We start from the raw sequence: 17,589 nt of genomic DNA on the forward strand, positions 1-17,589 counted from the left end.
TACTGAAAACATCACGAAAGGACATTCGATGAGCAATTACCTGGAACGAGCGCTCACTGGCCTGCGCACCATCGGCATCAATCTCTTTCAACCCGTGCAGAATGCGCCGGTGCTGGTGCTTCTGGACCGTGTGGCCGAGTACGACACCACTAAAGTCACGTCCATCGCTTCGGTCCTGCAGCAGTCAACGGCCTTCAATAGCATGGTCCGGGAACAGATCGAGGGCATGGACATCTCCACGCGGTTCATGGACATCACCCAGAGTTTCACCTCGATTCGTGAAGACGCGGCCGCGATGGCCGGGTGGATGGACGACGGGCGCCTGGACACCACGGAAAAGCTCAAGTTGAGCTGGATGAATCTGCGCCGTGGCTCCATCCCCGACCGCTTCAATGACATCCGCACGAACTACCTTCAGGTGTGCGAGTCGGCCAACGACCAGATCGCCCGTGAAACCGTGATCCTGGAGGCTTACATGGACTTCCGGATGGCCATGAAAGCCGCCGAGGTCGATGCCCAGCAGGTTCTCGCCTTGGCCGGCAAGGCCCTGGAGCAACGGACTCTGGCGTTGAACGAGGCCAATACTCAAGTGACCGCTGCCGAGGCTCAGGAGCCCGCCCGGCGCGCCGCCCTGGAGCTGCGCCGTGACGAAGCCGTTCGCGCCTTGCAAGACGAAGACAAGCGCTACCAGATCGTCAAGGACATCGCCGATGACCTCAAGGTTGGCTACAACACCGCCGAAATGGTCTTCGCCCGGATCAACCAGGTGCATGTCATCAAGGAGCGCCAGTATCAGCGCATGGTCTCGTTCTTCTCCACCAACGAAGTCGTGCTGACCGGCCTTGCCGTTTCCTTCACCAGCAACAGCGGCCTGGCTGAGGCCACCCACACGCTGAACGCCACTACCGACGGTATTGGCAAGGCCCTGGAAGCCCTGGGAGCAACCGGTAATCAGCAACTTGAAGCGGCAGTCAAGGCCAGCTACGGTTCGACTATCAAGGTCGACTCGGTTCGCGCGCTGGCCGATGCGACCCTGAGCTTCCAGACCGACATGAACGAACTGACCGAAACCTATCGCACCGAATCGAGCAATGCCGCCCGTGACATTGCCGACGCAGTCGAGGATGCCAAGCGTAAATTCGCTGCGCTTTTGACCAAGGCTGCCTGATGGCATAAAAAATCCGATGCCTGAGCAGGCATCGGATTTCTTTGGCCACGACCAATGAAGCGTTTCTGACCCTGATCAGAAGTTCGCCGGCGTATTCGCGCTGATGATCTCCGCCTCATCCGCCCCGATATTGCGAAACCGATGCGGCAAGGTCGTCGGGAAGTAATAACCATCCCCGGCGTTCAGCACACTCACCTGGCCATCCACGGTCAACTCAACCGTACCCCGTGTCACCAGCCCGCACTCCTCGCCTTCGGAATGCACGATCGGCTCTTCGCCGGAGCTGGCGCCCGGTGCGTATTGCTCGCGCAGCAGGCGCATCTGCCGGCTCGGTACGGACGCGCCGATCAGCAGCAGGCGCAGGCCGTGGCGGCCGAGGTCGGGCTGTTCGTTGGCGCGGAAGACGTACTGGTGTTCACGGGGTGGCTGATCGAAGGTGAAGAAGTCGGCCAGGGACATGGGGATGCCCTCCAGCAGTTTCTTCAGGGAGCTGACGGAAGGACTGACCCGATTCTGTTCGATCAGGGAGATGGTTGCATTGGTGACGCCGCTACGCCGGGCCAGCTCGCGCTGGGACAGTTTGTAGCTTTCGCGTACTAATTTGAGTCGTGAGCCCGTGTCCATGACAGCCTTATGTGAGAACGACTTAAGGGTAATGGGGGTGGAAAACAGGCGCTGATCTTGCCGTTCTCCTGTCCCTGAACCGTGAAAGGCGGCTATTAAATCACGTTTGTGGGTGTTGCTGTCGGAGCTCCCGAAGGCTTCTATCTTTTGATCTTTAAAAGCAATATCAAATGATCGCAGCCTTCGGCAGCTCCTACAAAGGTTGCAGTGCTTGAAAAATCCGGCGGCATCCCTGGGGATGGCCGCCGGCGAGGTAAAGCTTAGATGCCGAAACGGTCGCGCAGCGAGTAGTACACCGCGCCCATGGCGGTCAGCGGTGCCGAGAAGGTGCGCCCGCCGATCATCGGCATGTGCGGCAAGGAGGCAAACGCGTCGAAACGCTCGGCGTCGCCACGGATCATTTCCGAGATCAGTTTGCCGGCCAGGTGCGAGCAGGTAACGCCGTGGCCGCTGTAGCCCTGCATGTAGTAGGCGTTTTTCTCGATACGGCCGAATTGCGGCATGCGCGACATGGTCAGCAGGAAGTTGCCGGTCCAGCGGTAGTCGATCTTCACATCCTTCAATTGCGGGAAGGTCTTGAGGATTTTCGGGCGGATCAGTTGCTCGATGTCGTTCGGTTCACGCGCACCGTAGACTACGCCACCGCCGTACAGCAGGCGGTTGTCCGCCGTCAGGCGGTAGTAGTCGAGCAGGTAGTTGCAGTCTTCGACGCAGTAGTTGTTCTTGATCAGGCTGCGGGCCTGCTTTTCCGACAACGGCTCGGTGACGACGATCTGCGAACCGCACGGCATGCTCTTGCTGGTCACGCGGTTATCCAGACCCTGCGGCAGGTAGGCGTTACCCGCGATCAGCAGGTACTTGGCCTTCACCACGCCTTTGGCAGTGCGCACGGTGATCGGCTCGCCGTAGGTGATTTCCACCGCCGCCGATTGCTCGTAGATCTTGCCGCCCAGGCCGATGATCGCCGAGGCTTCGCCGAGGGCCAGGTTCAGCGGGTGAATGTGACCGCCCTGCATGTCCAGCAGGCCGCCGACGTACGCATCGGAACCCACTTCGCGCTTGATGTCGGCTTCGCCGAGCAGTGTCAGGTTCTTGTTGCCGTAGCGCTCCCAGCTTTTCTTCTGTTCGGCCAGGCCCTTGAGTTGCTTCTTGTTCATCGCCGCGAAGATGCCGCCGGGACGGTAATCGCACTGGATGTCGTAGTGCTGTATGCGCTGACGAATGATGTCGGCGCCTTCGAAAATCATGCTGCCGAGCACTTCGGCGGTCTTGTCGCCGTAGCGCTCTTCGATGACATCGACGTCGCGGCTGTAGGAGTTGACCAGTTGGCCGCCGTTGCGACCGCTGGCGCCGAAGCCGACTTTGGCCGCTTCGAGCACGGTCACGCTGTAGCCCGCTTCGGCGAGGAACAGCGCCGAGGACAGGCCGGTGTAGCCGGCGCCGATCACGCAGACATCACAGTCCACCGCCCCTTCCAGCACCGGGAAATCGCCGGTGAAGTTGCGGGTGGCGGCGTAGTAGCTGTTTACATGCTGTTGATTGCTGGAGCTGTGTTTCATAAGTTTCTCCGATGGCCGCCGCAGGTTGCCGGCGACCGCCGCTTTATTGTTGTTAGAGCTTGATCCAGGTCGCTTTGAGTTCGGTGTACTTGTCGAACGCATGCAGCGATTTGTCCCGACCGTTACCCGACTGCTTGTACCCGCCGAACGGCGCGGTCATGTCGCCGCCGTCGTACTGGTTGACCCAGACGCTGCCGGCACGCAGGCCACGGGCGAAGGTGTGGGCCTTGCTCAGGTTGCGGGTCCAGACGCCGGCGGCCAGGCCGAAGATGCTGTCGTTGGCAATCGCCAGGGCTTCTTCGGCAGTGTCGAAGGTGATGACCGACAGCACCGGGCCGAAGATTTCTTCCCGGGCGATGGTCATGGCGTTGGTCACGCCGTCGAAAATCGTCGGTTCCACGTACTGGCCACCGGTGTCTTCGAGGGTGCGGCTGCCGCCGGCGATCAGTTTGGCGCCCTGCTCCTTGCCGATGCCGATGTAGCGCAGCACGTTGTCCAGTTGACGCTGGTCGACGACCGCGCCAACGGTGGTCGCAGGATCGAGCGCGTGGCCCGGCTTCCAGGCTTGCAAGGCTTCTACCAGCAATGGCATGAACTGCTCGCGAATCGAACGCTCCACCAGCAGGCGCGAACCGGCGGTGCAGACTTCGCCCTGGTTGAAGGCGATGCCGCTGGCCGCTGCCTGTGCTGCCGCGCGCAGATCCGGCGCATCGGCGAACACCACGTTCGCGCTCTTGCCCCCGGCTTCGGCCCAGACGCGTTTCATGTTGCTTTGCCCGGCGTAGATCATCAGCTGCTTGGCAATCGCCGTGGAGCCGGTGAAGGCCAGCACGTCGACATCCATGTGCAAGGCCAGCGCCTTGCCCACGGTGTGGCCGTAACCCGGCAGGACGTTGAACACGCCTTTCGGGATGCCGGCATCGAGTGCCAGCTGCGCGATGCGGATCGCGGTCAGCGGCGACTTTTCCGAAGGCTTGAGGATGAACGAGTTGCCCATCGCCAGGGCCGGGGCGAATTTCCAGCTGGCCATGATCAGCGGGAAGTTCCACGGCACGATGGCCGCGACCACGCCGGCCGCTTCGCGCGTCACCAGGCCCAGTTGATCGTGGGGCGTGGCGGCGACTTCGTCGTAGATCTTGTCGATGGCTTCGGCGGTCCAGCGGATCGCGTTGGCGGTCGCCGGAATGTCGATGCTCATGGAATCGCTGATCGGCTTGCCCATGTCGAGGGTTTCGAGCAGGGCCAGCTCTTCCTGGTTCGCCAGGATCAGGTCGGCGAAACGGATCAGGATGCGCTTGCGCTCGGCCGGGGCCAGGTTGGCCCACACACCGGATTCGAAGGTGCGGCGCGCCACGGCGACCGCCACATTGGCGTCGGCTTCGTCGGTGCTCGCGACGTTCGCCAGGAAGCGGCCGTCCACGGGGCTGATGCATTCGAACGTGGCGCCACTGGCGGCCGCGCAGTATTGGCCGTCAATGAATGCGCGACCTTCAATGGAGAGGGACTGGAAGCGTTGCTCCCAATCGCTGCGAGTGTTTGTCATGGTTGTGACTCGACGCAGGGGAATTAGGTGACCGTCGGGCTGAATGCCCTCAATCAAAAACTTGAAACCCGATCCCTGTAGGAGCTGCCGAAGGCTGCGATCTTTTGATCTTGAAAACAAAAGTCAAAAGATCGCAGCCTTCGGCAGCTCCTACAGGGTTAGCCACCCGTGCGGGTGGCTGTTTGTCAGACGGTGTGCAAGTACCAGTTGTACTCAAGGTCGGAGATGGAGTTCTCGAACTCGGCCAGCTCGCTTTCCTTGCACGCCACGAACACGTCGATGTACATCGGGTCGATGTAGCGCGCCATGACTTCGCTGTCGTCCAGCTCGCGCAGGGCATCGCGCAGGTTGTTCGGCAGGCTTTGCTCGTTCTGCTCGTAGCTGTTGCCTTCCACCGGGGCGCCCGGCTCGATCTGGTTGGTCAGGCCGTGGTGCACGCCGGCCAATACCGAAGCCATCAACAGGTACGGGTTGGCGTCGGCACCGGCCACGCGGTGTTCGATGCGCACGGCGTCCTTTGATCCGGTCGGTACGCGCACGGCCACGGTGCGGTTGTCGATGCCCCAGCTCGGCGAGTTCGGTACATAGAACTGTGCGCCGAAACGACGGTACGAGTTGACGTTCGGGCAGAGGAACGCCATCTGCGCCGGCAGGGTCTCGAGCACACCGCCGATCGCGTGTCGCAGCGCGGCGTTCTGCTCGGGATCCTCGCTGGCAAAGATGTTGTTGCCTTCTTTGTCGAGAATCGAAATGTGCACGTGCAGACCGTTGCCCGCCTGGCCCGGATACGGCTTGGCCATGAAGGTGGTGTCCATCTCGTGGTCGTAGGCGATGTTCTTCACCAGACGCTTGAGCAGGACCGCGTAGTCGCAGGCCTTGATCGGGTCAGCCACGTGATGCAGGTTGACTTCGAATTGCGCCGGGGCGCTTTCCTTGACGATGGCGTCAGCCGGGATGCCCTGCTCTTTCGCGCCTTCGAGGATGTCTTGCAGGCAGTCGACGTATTCGTCGAGGTCGTCGATCAGGTACACCTGGGTCGACATCGGACGCTTGCCCGATACCGGCGAACGCGGCGATTGCGGACGACCGTTCACGTTGTCCTGGTCGATCAGGTAGAACTCCAGTTCGAACGCGGCGCAGATGGTCAGGCCCAAGTCGTCGAACTTGCGCACGACATTGGCCAGCACTTCACGCGGGTCGGCGAAGAAGGGCTCGCCTTCGAGTTCGTGCATGGTCATCAGCAGTTGCGCAGTCGGGCGCTTCTGCCAGGGTTCGATGCTCAGGGTGCCCGGGATGGGGTAGCAGATCCGGTCGGAGTCGCCGATGTCCAGACCCAGGCCGGTGCTTTCCACCGTGGAGCCATTGATGTCCAGAGCAAACAGAGACGCCGGCAGGTTGATGCCTTTCTCGTAAACCTTATGAAGACTGGTGCGCTCGATGCGCTTGCCGCGCACCACACCGTTCATATCCGCAATCAGAAGGTCGACGTACAAAACCTCAGGATATTTCTTAAGGAATGCGTTTGCTTCGTTGAGTTGAACGGTACGCAGAGGGACCGACATGATGCACCTATTTTTTACTGTTAATTATTATGTTCACCGCCCTTTCACGAGCCCAGTCAATCCGAAAGGCAAAGTGAAGTCAATAGCGAACACCTGGCCTTTCAACGTTTATTTTCGGGCCTCTCAGAAGGACGAGAGTGCCAGATACGCCCTCAAACACGCGTAAATCCTGAAGATCGGACGTGCGGCGTTTAGAATTTTTTACATGAGAGTTGTTAATTAAAATCAACAAGGCTAAGCTCCGGAAAAGCTCGTTCAAGTGTGAAACTTCGAGGTGATAAAAATGGCATTCAAGCCATTGATCGGCGTTACTGCATGCGTCAAACAGATTGGCCTGCACCCCTACCACATCAGCGGCGACAAGTACTTGCGTGCTGTCAGCGTTGCGGCGCTGGGGCTGCCTGTCGTTATTCCTTCCTTAGGCGACCTGACCGAAATCGATGACCTGCTGCCGCAGCTCGACGGTCTGTTGCTGACCGGCTCGCCGTCGAACGTGGAACCTTTCCACTATCAAGGCCCCGACAGCGCCCCCGGCACGGAACACGATCCGCAACGGGACCGCACCACCCTGCCACTGATCCGCGCAGCCATCGCTGCCGGCGTTCCGGTGCTCGGCATCTGCCGCGGCTTCCAGGAAATGAACGTGGCGTTCGGTGGCAGCCTGCATCAGAAAGTCCATGAACTTCCCGGCTTCCTCGACCACCGCGAGGCCAACCACCCGGACCTGGCCGTGCAATACGCTCCCGCCCATGCGGTGAATGTGCAGCCCGGTGGTGTGTTCGAAGCCCTGGACCTGCCACCGGTGTTCCAGGTCAACTCGATCCACAGCCAGGGCATCGACCGCCTCGCGCCCGGCCTGCGCGCCGAAGCCGTCGCACCCGATGGCCTGATCGAGGCGATCTCGGTCGAGCACAGCCAGGCCTTCGCCCTCGGCGTGCAATGGCACCCGGAATGGCAGGTTCTGAACAACCCGCCTTACTTGAGTATTTTCCAGGCGTTCGGCGAAGCCTGCCGGCAACGGGCGGCGCTGCGTCACTCGAGCTGACGACCCGGCACCCACATTCAACGATTGACTGCCCAACGCGAGCGGGCGGGCGCTTTTGCGCGTCCCGTTCGCGATAACAACACACTGCAATAACAACAAGTACGACCAGGCAGCCAGGATGGCGGCGCCGAATAAACCCGAACGGTATGGGTGAGTTCGATCAGCAAACGCAAATCCCTGTGGGAGCGAGCTTGCTCGCGATAGCGGTAGAACAGTCACCATCAATGTTGAATGTGGCTGCCTCATCGCGAGCAAGCTCGCTCCCACAGGGTCTGCGTTCTGACCGAAGTCCCCGGTACGGGTTTGCAATCCACTATTAAGCCGGGCCGTGTTGGCCGGGCGACTGAAACCTGTTGGGAGTTTCACATGGCAAACGCCTCCAGCATTTACAGGAAGGCTATTGAAGGTCACCAGGCACCGAAGAAGGTCCTGGTGAAAGTCGATCGCGTCACCAAGAAATTCGACGAAACCACCGCAGTGGACGATGTGTCCCTGGAAATCCACCAGGGTGAAATCTTCGCCCTGCTCGGTGGTTCCGGCTCCGGCAAATCGACCCTGCTGCGCATGCTCGCCGGTTTCGAGCGCCCGACCGAAGGCCGGATTCTGCTCGACGGTGTCGATATCACCGACATGCCGCCGTACGAACGACCGATCAACATGATGTTCCAGTCCTACGCCTTGTTCCCGCACATGACGGTGGCGCAGAACATCGCCTTCGGCCTCAAGCAGGACCGTTTGCCAGCGGCCGAGATCGAAGCCCGGGTGCAGGAGATGCTGCGCCTGGTGCACATGACCCAGTACGCCAAGCGCAAGCCGCACCAACTGTCCGGCGGCCAGCGTCAGCGCGTGGCCCTGGCCCGTTCCCTGGCCAAGCGTCCGAAGCTGCTGCTGCTCGACGAACCGATGGGCGCCCTGGATAAAAAGCTGCGCTCGCAAATGCAGTTGGAGCTGGTGGAAATCATCGAGCGCGTGGGCGTGACCTGCGTGATGGTGACCCACGACCAGGAAGAGGCCATGACCATGGCCCAGCGCATCGCGATCATGCACCTGGGCTGGATCGCCCAGATCGGCAGCCCGGTCGACATCTATGAAGCACCGGTCAGCCGCATGGTGTGCGAATTCATCGGCAACGTGAACGCTTTCGAAGGCACCGTGGTAGAAGACCTGGAAGGTCACGCGATCATCCACAGCCCGGACCTGGAGCAGAAGATCTACGTCGGTCACGGCGTCAGCACCTCGGTGCAGGACAAGTCGATCACCTACGCGATCCGCCCGGAAAAACTGCTGGTCAGCACCGTCAAGCCGGACAACCGCTACAACTGGTCCAGCGGCAAGGTGCATGACATTGCCTACCTCGGCGGCCACTCGGTGTTCTACGTCGAGTTGCCTGGCGGCAAGATCGTCCAGTCGTTCATGGCCAACGCCGAACGCCGTGGTGCACGTCCGACCTGGGACGATCAGGTCTACGTGTGGTGGGAAGACGACAGCGGCGTGGTACTGCGCGCATGAAAACCTTCAATCAGCAATTTCTGAGACTGGTCCCCAGCGGGCGCAAGTTCGTCATCGGGATTCCATTCATCTGGCTGTTTCTGTTCTTCATGCTGCCGTTCTTCCTGGTGATGAAGATCAGCTTCTCGGAAGCAGCCCTGGCCATTCCGCCCTACTCGGAGATCTACACCTACGCCGAGCAGAAATTCCAGCTGTTGCTCAACATCGGCAACTACACCTTGCTGGGCCAGGACGAGCTGTACCTCTCGGCTTATCTCGGTTCGTTGAAGGTCGCGCTGTTCAGCACCCTGATGTGCCTGGTGATCGGTTTTCCGATGGCCTACGCCATCACCAAGGCCAGCAAGGAAGCGCAGAACGTGCTGATGCTGCTGATCATGATGCCGACCTGGACCGCGATCCTGATCCGTGTGTATGCGTGGATGGGCATCCTCAGCAACAACGGCCTGCTCAACGCGTTCCTGATGTGGACCGGATTGACGTCGGCACCGATCGAGATCCTCAACACCAACACCGCTGTTTATATCGGCGTGGTGTATGCGTACCTGCCGTTCATGGTGCTGCCGCTGTACGCCAACCTGGTCAAGCATGACCAGAGCCTGCTGGAAGCGGCGTCGGACCTGGGTTCGAGCACCTTCAACAGCTTCTGGAAAATCACCGTGCCGCTGGCCAAGAACGGCATCATCGCCGGCTGCATGCTGGTGTTCATTCCGGTGGTCGGTGAGTTCGTGATTCCGGAACTGCTGGGCGGTCCGGAAACCCTGATGATCGGCCGTGTGTTGTGGCAAGAGTTCTTCAACAACCGCGACTGGCCGGTGGCGTCTGCCCTGGCGGTGGTGATGCTGTTGATCCTGATTGTGCCGATTCTGCTGTTCAACCGCAGTCAGGCCAAAGAGATGGAGGCACGGGGATGAAACGCTTCGGATTTTCAAAGTTCATGCTGATTTTCGGCCTGTCGTTTATCTACCTGCCGATGCTGATCCTGGTGATCTACTCGTTCAACGCCTCCAAGCTGGTGACGGTGTGGGGTGGCTGGTCGTTCAAGTGGTACGCCGGCCTGCTCGACAACTCGCAACTGATGGGCTCGGTGGTGCGCTCGCTGGAAATCGCCTGCTACACCGCCATCGCGGCGGTGGCGCTGGGTACCCTGGCAGCGTTCGTGCTGACCCGCGTCACCCGCTTCAAGGGTCGCACCCTGTTCGGTGGCCTGGTCACCGCGCCGTTGGTGATGCCTGAGGTGATCACCGGTCTGTCGCTGTTGCTGCTGTTCGTGGCCATGGCGCAGTTGATCGGCTGGCCGCAGGAACGCGGCATCGTCACCATCTGGATCGCCCACACCACGTTTTGTGCCGCTTATGTTGCGGTGGTAGTCTCCGCCCGCCTTCGCGAGCTGGACCTGTCCATCGAGGAAGCGGCCATGGACCTGGGGGCGAAACCGTTCAAGGTGTTTTTCCTGATCACCATCCCGATGATCGCGCCATCACTGGCGGCCGGCGGCATGATGTCGTTCGCCCTGTCGCTGGATGACCTGGTGCTGGCGAGCTTCGTCTCCGGCCCGGGTTCCACGACCCTGCCGATGGAAGTGTTCTCGGCGGTACGTCTGGGGGTCAAGCCCGAGATCAACGCCGTGGCCAGCCTGATCCTGTTGGCGGTGTCGATCGTGACCTTCATGGTCTGGTACTTCAGCCGCCGTGCCGAAGCCACCCGCAAACGCGCGATCCAGGAAGCCATGGACCAGACCGCCAGCGAATCCTGGCAACAACCGAAAAAGCAGATGGCGGCGGCCACCGCCTAAGCCGCTGCTGAATTAACTGTGGCGAGGGGGCTTGCCCCCGTTGGGTCGCGAAGCGGCCCCAAAACCGGAAACCGCGGTGTTTCAGTTTCACCGCACTCGCTGGTTTTACGACTGCTGCGCAGCCGAACGGGGGCAAGCCCCCTCGCCACAGATTCACTGTGATTTTGTTTTGTGTTTTTGAATAAAAAAGAAATGGAGTTGTACCGATGAAAATGTTTGGCAGGACTCTGCTGACACTGTCCTTATTGGGCGCGATCGCCACTGGCGCCCAGGCCAATGACAAGGTTCTGCGCGTCTACAACTGGTCGGATTACATTGGCCCGGACACCGTCAAGAAGTTCGAAGACGAGACCGGCATCCAGGTGACCTACGATGTGTTCGACAGCAACGAAACCCTCGAGGCGCGCCTGCTGGCGGGCAAATCCGGCTACGACATCGTCGTGCCGTCCAACAGTTTCCTGGCCAAGCAGATCAAGGCCGGCGTCTACCAGACGCTGGACAAGTCGAAGCTGCCGAACTGGAACAACCTCAATGCGGTGCTGCTGAAAAACGCCTCCGCGAGCGATCCCGACAACGCTCACGCCATCCCGTACATGTGGGGCTCGATCGGCATCGGTTTCAACCCGGCCAAGGTCAAGGAAGTGCTCGGCGCCAACGCCCCGACCAACTCCTGGGACCTGCTGTTCAAACCGGAAAACGCCGAGAAGCTCAAGGCCTGCGGCATCAGCTTCCTCGACTCGCCGACCGAAATGATCCCGACCGCCCTGCACTACCTGGGCTACCCGGTGAACGATCAGGACAAACAGCACATCGCCCAAGCCGAGGCGCTGTTCATGAAGATTCGCCCGAACGTGGCGTACTTCCATTCGTCGAAATACATCTCGGACCTGGCCAACGGCAACATCTGCGTGGCCGTCGGTTACTCCGGCGACGTGCTGCAGGCCAAGGCCCGCGCCCAGGAAGCCGGGGACAAGGTGAAGATCGACTACAGCATCCCGAAAGAAGGCGCCGCCAGTTTCTACGACATGCTCGCGATCCCGCGCGATGCCGCCAACGTCGAGAACGCGTACCTGTTCATGAACTTCCTGATGCGCCCCGACGTGATCGCCGACATCACCAACAACATCGGCTACAGCAACGCCAACGCGGCGGCCACGCCACTGGTCGATGAAGCGATCCGCAACGATCCGGGTTCCTACCCGTCGGAAGCGGTGATGGCCACGCTCTATGCCGTACCGGACCAGCCGATCGCCATCCAGCGAATCATGACCCGTGGCTGGACCAAGGTGAAACTCGGCCAGTAATCCACCCGCTTTTGTAGGAGCTGCCGCAGGCTGCGATCTTTTGATCTTGATTTTGAAGAGCAAGATCAAAAGATCGCAGCCTGCGGCAGCTCCTACACCGATTGATGTGTTGGATGTTCAAACCTTTTCCGTTCACGCAGCGCCTTACCACCGCTGCCTCTCCTGCAAGTAGAACGGCCTCACCTGGCTCCCTCGGTTCAGGTGAATTTGGCGCCCTCGGGCGCCTTTTTTTATGGGGGATCAAGCAACGGCCATTCGGCCAGCGCCCGATAGCGGCCCTTGTGGGATTCGAACAGGGTGAAGCGCGCGGCACGCAGGAAGAATTGCGGCGCGGTCGGCGACTCCGGCACCGGCGCCCGATAGTCCCGCGCCAGGGTCAGGTGCGGTCGATATTCCTTTGGGGCCTCCTCCAGCCCGAACGGCAACATCGCCTGTTCCAGGGCATACACCAGACGCAGCAATGCCGGGGGCGCCTGCTGCGGCGCGAGCACCAACGCCCCTGCCCTGCGCCATACGTCCAGCCGGTCAAGCACCACCGTCAAGCGCTCGCCCGGCATGCGGATGGACGCCGCAGCGGTGCAGAGCTCGGCGATCTGCGCCACACCCACCGCGCCCAAAAATTTCAGCGTCAGGTGAAAGTTGTCCGCCGGCACCGGTCGTCCGTTGCGCAGCTGCAGCGCGCTGCGCCACTGGGCGATCTCCCGACGCTGGGCCGGGGCGCAGTCCAGCGCAAAGAACAGTCGCTTGATCGGCTCGCGGGTTTCGTCGTTCATGCCGCACTCCTTGTGGGAAGACTGTCTGAGTGTACTCAACAGCCGCCTGCCGGCCAGCGGATTTCTGGCAACGTCCGCCAGGCGCGTTATAGTTTTGGCAACCTGCAGACCGGAGGGGGACCATGCGACAGATCATCAGCAAAGAGCCATGGTGGGCCAGACCGCCCGCGCCAGGTCAGGATGAACTCCAGCTGGAGTGGGGCTGGCTGGTGCATTACAGCGAAGGTGAGCCGCGCTTCGAATTCATCCACGAGCGGCCGACGGATGACGAGATCCGCCAGCGCAAGAGTTGCAGGACCACCCCGACGCCGGAGTGATCCCGCGTCCGGCATCAAGCCGTGAGAAGTACTTCAAACCCGCCGTACACCATGCGTTGGCCATCGAAGGGCATCGGATTGACGTCCGGCTTCATGCGCGGATCCTGCATCATCTTGTCCATCCCGGCATTGCGGGTGGCCTTGTCCGGCCAGATGATCCAGCCGAAGGCAACGGTTTCGCCCTCCTTGAGCTTCACCGACATCGGGAACGAGGTGACCTTGCCTTCCGGCACGTCCTCGCCCCAGCATTCGACCACGCTCAAGGCACCGTTTTCCTTGAAGACCGAGGCGGCGATTTCCGCGTGTTTAAGGTATTGCCCACGGTGGGCGGTGGGTACGGCAGCGATAAAACCATCGACATAAGACATGAGTGATTCTCCTTGGGTCATGGGGTGTTCTGCTGGGTAGTCGGTTGCACCGGCGTCAAATCGACAGTGCCGGCACTCAAACCGACCGGCGGTTGTGCGCCGCCGCCCAGACTCCCTTCGATCTGCCCCGCCATGTAAAGCGTGCCGGCCATGACACCGGTGGTCGGATTCTGCACCAGCTTGATCCAGGCCTTGTCGAAGGTGTTGCCCAGGCTGCTGCGGATCAGTGCCTCGCTGTCGGGCCTGTCATTGGCCTGAATGATCGCGCGAATGCCCGCCACACCGACGGTGATCAATCCGCCAGCGAGTTTCCCGGCAGCGGCGGCCACGGCACTGGCGGCCCCGCGCGGGGCCATCTCGGCTTCCATGCGCTGGCTGGCACGCTTGGCCACCGGCGCCATCGCGGTGTCGGTCGACCCCACGCCCCGGTCACCGCCGGCCTTGTGGATTTTGTCGAGCAACGCGGCGTAGGCCGGCAATGTGGTCAATGATTCAGTGTGCACGACCTGGTACAACGAGGCGTCCCGCGCCGGCGGTGGCCCGAGGGCAATGGCCGGGATTTTCTGGATGCGCCCGTTGAGCTGGGCCATCGGCACGCCGTGGCGGGTGGAGATTTTCTGTAGTTCTTCCTTGAGGATGTCGACGTAGAATGCCGCTGCCAGGCCAAGAATCGCATCGGGATCGATTTCCGCCGCCACCGGGGCCAGGACCTTCTCCTGATAGGCCTCGAGCAGGTACGCCGCCAGGCGTTTGGCCGAGGCATCCTGCTCACCCTTGGCACTGATGGTGTACCAGCTGACCTTCATCGACAGCCATTCCTGGGTCCAGTAGCTGCTGAACCACGGAATGAAATTTTCTTCGGTCAGTTCATAGACCCGCGTGCGCCAGTATTCCATGGCGCCACGGGCGTAGATTCGGGTCTGTTCGGTGGCCGACTGCGACGCGGCGACGATCTCCCGGTCCACCTGTTGCCAGGTACTGGCGGGAACGATGACCGGGGCCACTTCCACCGGCGCACGGGGCGGCGTGGCGCACCCTGCCAACACCACCAGCACGGCAATGATCAGCGAACGCAGGTTCAAGATGGCGGCTTCCAGAAGTGTGCACCGGGCGGGATGTCCAGCACTCGAAAACCATGATTCAAGTATAGGTCGCGGCATGTGCCTGGCCGACGGTCGGCGGCACTTTTGAGTGCCCTCTTCGCGGGCAAGCCCGCTCCCACAGGTTGCGTGTCGTGCCCGGATCATGTGGCAAGCACAAAACAGTGTGGGAGCGGGCTTGCCCGCGAAGGGGCCAGAGCAGACGGCACAAAAACCACCATCACTGGCGTCGATATTCACCATCGCCGCGATTGCCTTCCGCTTGCACACCGTCAGCGTAGGATCGATCCCAAGCCAACACGAAATCCCGAATCGGAGGGAAACCTCATGCTGATCCATCTGCTGACCTGCCTGGCCCTGACGGCGTTCACATTGAGTGTGTTTGCCTGGTACGTCCTGAGCGAGGAGCAAACATCATGATGCACACCGTCTCCCTCGCCGTGCGTTTTCCGCTGTTCGGCAGCAATTTCTACGCGCAGAAATTCGAATCACGTAAAGAGTTGACTCTGCTGTTCGACGAGAAGTTCGAAGCATTGCTGATCCCTTCAGCCGATCATCACTTCAGTAACGAAGTGGTCGGGCTCAATGATCAGTTCCGCTTTTTGAATGACGTGCTGGCCGAGCATCTATTGGATGTCGAGCTGGCAAAAAGCTCGGCCCGCGCCTTCGGATTCTGACGGCGACCACCGGTCAACCGGGCACGGACGCGAACCGCTCACAATGTACGCTGACTATTGCCAGTGCCCCTCGCAATATCGATTCCCCAATCCATCGCCGCCTCCATGTCCAGCATGTGCGGCCGTGGGTCGTGGTTTTCGTCGATGACCGAGCCGTCCGGCTTGTAGACACCGATAAACATGCCCAACGAACCGTCTTTCAATATCTCGGCGGTGACTTTGATTTTGCATCCGTTCGATAGCGTCTCTTTGTGCTCAATGTGGCGCTCGGTCATGACTGCATTGCTCCCCTGACTGGATTCAAACCCTACTGGCCATGCTAGCTCAGGCCCCGGAACTGCGCCGCCCCGCTGGACCGGAGGGCCTGGCCTGACAGCGGCGCAATGCCACCTATACTCAAGGCCACCTCCCCCCAGGGGATCTGCACGTCCAACAATAAAAAGCAGAGGTGGAACATGGTCTGGCAGCAAGTCTACGATCCGTTCGGTAACCCGGTGCTTTCAACGCTCATGGCGGCTGTGCCGGTGGTGGTGATGCTGGCGTCCCTCGCGTTTTTCCATGTCAAGGCGCACCTGGCGGCGCTGCTTGCCCTGGCCTCGGCCTTGCTGATCGCGATCTTCGCCTTCGGCATGCCGGCGAACATGGCCGGTTCCGCAGCGCTGTTCGGTGCAGCCAACGGTTTGCTGCCGATTGGCTGGATCGTGTTGAACATCATCTTCCTGCACCGCCTGACCACCGAGAACGGTTCGTTCAAGGTGCTGCAAGATTCCCTGGCGCGCATCACCGATGACCGGCGCCTGCAATTGCTCCTGATCGCCTTCTGCTTCGGTGCGTTTTTCGAAGGCGCGGCCGGTTTCGGTACGCCGGTGGCAGTGACCGGGGCGATTCTCATCGGGCTCGGCTTTTCGCCGCTTGCCGCCTCGGGGCTGGCGCTGATCGCCAACACCGCGCCGGTGGCATTCGGCGCCCTTGGCACGCCGATCATCACCCTGGCCAAGGTCACCGGGCTGGATGAGATGGAGCTGTCGATGATGGTCGGCCGGCAGTTGCCCTTCTTTTCGGTGCTGGTGCCGTTCTGGCTGATCTGGGCCTTCGCCGGCTGGCGCAAGATGCTGGAGATCTGGCCGGCGATCCTGGTGGCCGGGGTCAGTTTTGCCGTTCCGCAGTTCCTCGTGTCGAACTATCACGGGCCCATGCTGGTGGATGTGATCGCCGCGCTGATTTCCATGGCCTGCCTGACCGGTTTCCTCAAGGTCTGGAAACCGGCCACCGTGCACACCTCTGCCGCCCTGTCCGGCCGGGTCGACAACTCGAAGATCGACGCCGAGCACGACGAAAAACCCGTACCGACCGCCACCTTCGCCAACGAGGCGAAACCGGCGGTGATGCGGGCGTGGATGCCGTGGATCATCCTGACCATCTTCGTGTTCATCTGGGGTACGCAAGGCTTCAAGAACACCTTCGACACCCGCCCTGCCATCGACCCGCAAACCAGCTCGGCCAAGCTCGATCCGCAGGGCAAGCCGATGCGCGAGGCGAACCCGGTGTTCGCGCCGGTCGTGACCTTCACCACCCTGCACTTGCAAGTCGAAAAAGTCCCGCCCGTGGTGCCGGCGCCGAAAACCGAAGAGGCGGTGTACAAGTTCACCTGGTTCACCGCCACCGGCAGCGGCATTCTGCTGGCGGCGATTGTCGGCGGTTTGCTGATGGGTTATTCGATCCCGCAATTGATTCGCCAGTACCTGCGCACCCTGTGGGTGGTGCGTTACTCGCTGATCACCATTGCCGCGATGCTCGCGCTGGGCTTTCTCACACGCTACTCCGGCCTGGATGCGACCATGGGCCTGGCCTTCGCCGCGACGGGCATTTTCTACCCGATGTTCGGCACCCTGCTCGGCTGGCTCGGCGTGGCGCTGACCGGCTCGGACACCGCGTCCAACGTGCTGTTCGGCGGCCTGCAACGGGTGACGTCCGAGCAACTGGGCATCAGCCCGGTGTTGATGGCCGCCGCCAACAGTTCCGGCGGGGTGATGGGCAAGATGGTTGACGCCCAGTCGATCGTGGTCGCCTCCACCGCCACCCGCTGGTACGGCCATGAAGGGGAAATCCTGCGCTACGTGTTCTTCCACTCGATTGTGCTGGCGATTCTGGTCGGCGGGCTGGTGACCTTGCAGGCCTACGTCGCGCCGTTCAGCCATATGGTGGTGGGCGGGCATTGAATCCAATACCAGGCAGTTCTGCTTAAGCC

General features: G+C 61.1%; 17 protein-coding genes. 9 read left to right on the top strand and 8 right to left on the bottom strand.

What is annotated here, in order from left to right:
• The first annotated feature begins 28 nt into the window (after window positions 1-28).
• Window positions 29-1,168: a merozoite surface protein 3b gene (locus C9422_RS29405; RefSeq protein ID WP_116583056.1), complete on the top strand. Its 1,140-nt coding sequence runs from the start codon at window positions 29-31 to the stop codon at window positions 1,166-1,168.
• A 75-nt stretch (window positions 1,169-1,243) separates the two neighbouring features.
• Here C9422_RS29405 and C9422_RS29410 read toward each other — a convergent pair whose 3' ends face one another.
• The 4 genes from C9422_RS29410 to C9422_RS29425 all read right to left on the bottom strand — a co-directional run bounded on the left by C9422_RS29410 (window position 1,244) and on the right by C9422_RS29425 (window position 6,456).
• Window positions 1,244-1,792 (bottom strand): cupin domain-containing protein, encoded by a 549-nt coding sequence (locus C9422_RS29410; RefSeq protein WP_007975263.1) that lies wholly within the window; start codon window positions 1,790-1,792, stop codon window positions 1,244-1,246.
• Window positions 1,793-2,052: 260 nt separating this feature from the next.
• Entirely contained in the window at window positions 2,053-3,351 is a 1,299-nt protein-coding gene (locus C9422_RS29415; RefSeq protein ID WP_116583057.1) for an FAD-binding oxidoreductase, read from the bottom strand.
• A 52-nt stretch (window positions 3,352-3,403) separates the two neighbouring features.
• Window positions 3,404-4,894 (bottom strand): aldehyde dehydrogenase, encoded by a 1,491-nt coding sequence (locus C9422_RS29420; RefSeq protein ID WP_116583058.1) that lies wholly within the window; start codon window positions 4,892-4,894, stop codon window positions 3,404-3,406.
• A 185-nt stretch (window positions 4,895-5,079) separates the two neighbouring features.
• Window positions 5,080-6,456, bottom strand: a complete 1,377-nt coding sequence (locus tag C9422_RS29425) for a glutamine synthetase family protein (protein ID WP_104447513.1) — start codon at window positions 6,454-6,456, stop codon at window positions 5,080-5,082.
• Window positions 6,457-6,739: 283 nt separating this feature from the next.
• On the opposite strand from C9422_RS29425, the gene C9422_RS29430 reads away from it, so the two are divergent.
• The 5 genes from C9422_RS29430 to C9422_RS29455 all read left to right on the top strand — a co-directional run bounded on the left by C9422_RS29430 (window position 6,740) and on the right by C9422_RS29455 (window position 12,106).
• Entirely contained in the window at window positions 6,740-7,501 is a 762-nt protein-coding gene (locus C9422_RS29430; RefSeq protein ID WP_116583059.1) for a gamma-glutamyl-gamma-aminobutyrate hydrolase family protein, read from the top strand.
• Window positions 7,502-7,867: 366 nt separating this feature from the next.
• Window positions 7,868-9,010, top strand: coding sequence for a polyamine ABC transporter ATP-binding protein (potA, locus tag C9422_RS29435; protein WP_007975257.1), 1,143 nt, complete (start codon window positions 7,868-7,870; stop codon window positions 9,008-9,010).
• Window positions 9,007-9,921, top strand: a complete 915-nt coding sequence (locus C9422_RS29440; protein ID WP_007982156.1) for an ABC transporter permease subunit — start codon at window positions 9,007-9,009, stop codon at window positions 9,919-9,921. The genes potA and C9422_RS29440 overlap by 4 nt, the downstream gene beginning before the upstream one ends.
• A complete protein-coding gene (locus tag C9422_RS29445) occupies window positions 9,918-10,802 on the top strand; it encodes an ABC transporter permease subunit (protein ID WP_104447517.1) in 885 nt (294 codons plus the stop codon). The genes C9422_RS29440 and C9422_RS29445 overlap by 4 nt, the downstream gene beginning before the upstream one ends.
• A 206-nt stretch (window positions 10,803-11,008) precedes the next feature.
• Window positions 11,009-12,106, top strand: coding sequence for a polyamine ABC transporter substrate-binding protein (locus C9422_RS29455; protein ID WP_116583060.1), 1,098 nt, complete (start codon window positions 11,009-11,011; stop codon window positions 12,104-12,106).
• A gap of 230 nt (window positions 12,107-12,336) precedes the next feature.
• On the opposite strand, the gene thpR is transcribed toward C9422_RS29455, so the two are convergent.
• On the bottom strand, window positions 12,337-12,879 hold the full coding sequence (thpR, locus tag C9422_RS29465) for an RNA 2',3'-cyclic phosphodiesterase (protein WP_116583061.1): 543 nt from the start codon (window positions 12,877-12,879) through the stop codon (window positions 12,337-12,339).
• A gap of 122 nt (window positions 12,880-13,001) precedes the next feature.
• Between thpR and C9422_RS29470 the strand changes: the two genes are divergently transcribed.
• Complete coding sequence (locus C9422_RS29470) at window positions 13,002-13,196, top strand: hypothetical protein (RefSeq protein WP_116583062.1); 195 nt, start codon at window positions 13,002-13,004, stop codon at window positions 13,194-13,196.
• Window positions 13,197-13,210: 14 nt separating this feature from the next.
• On the opposite strand, the gene C9422_RS29475 is transcribed toward C9422_RS29470, so the two are convergent.
• A complete protein-coding gene (locus C9422_RS29475) occupies window positions 13,211-13,564 on the bottom strand; it encodes a DUF1428 domain-containing protein (RefSeq protein WP_116583063.1) in 354 nt (117 codons plus the stop codon).
• Between the two features lie 17 nt (window positions 13,565-13,581).
• Window positions 13,582-14,646, bottom strand: coding sequence for a hypothetical protein (locus C9422_RS29480; protein ID WP_116583064.1), 1,065 nt, complete (start codon window positions 14,644-14,646; stop codon window positions 13,582-13,584).
• A 434-nt stretch (window positions 14,647-15,080) separates the two neighbouring features.
• Between C9422_RS29480 and C9422_RS29485 the strand changes: the two genes are divergently transcribed.
• Window positions 15,081-15,341: a hypothetical protein gene (locus C9422_RS29485; protein WP_116583065.1), complete on the top strand. Its 261-nt coding sequence runs from the start codon at window positions 15,081-15,083 to the stop codon at window positions 15,339-15,341.
• Between the two features lie 38 nt (window positions 15,342-15,379).
• On the opposite strand, the gene C9422_RS29490 is transcribed toward C9422_RS29485, so the two are convergent.
• Complete coding sequence (locus C9422_RS29490) at window positions 15,380-15,616, bottom strand: hypothetical protein (RefSeq protein WP_007975246.1); 237 nt, start codon at window positions 15,614-15,616, stop codon at window positions 15,380-15,382.
• A gap of 180 nt (window positions 15,617-15,796) precedes the next feature.
• On the opposite strand from C9422_RS29490, the gene C9422_RS29495 reads away from it, so the two are divergent.
• Window positions 15,797-17,560 (top strand): L-lactate permease, encoded by a 1,764-nt coding sequence (locus C9422_RS29495; RefSeq protein WP_116583066.1) that lies wholly within the window; start codon window positions 15,797-15,799, stop codon window positions 17,558-17,560.
• Window positions 17,561-17,589 lie beyond the last annotated feature (29 nt).

This window comes from Pseudomonas sp. B1(2018), assembly GCF_003097365.1.
In the GTDB taxonomy this organism is placed as follows: domain Bacteria; phylum Pseudomonadota; class Gammaproteobacteria; order Pseudomonadales; family Pseudomonadaceae; genus Aquipseudomonas; species Aquipseudomonas laurylsulfatiphila.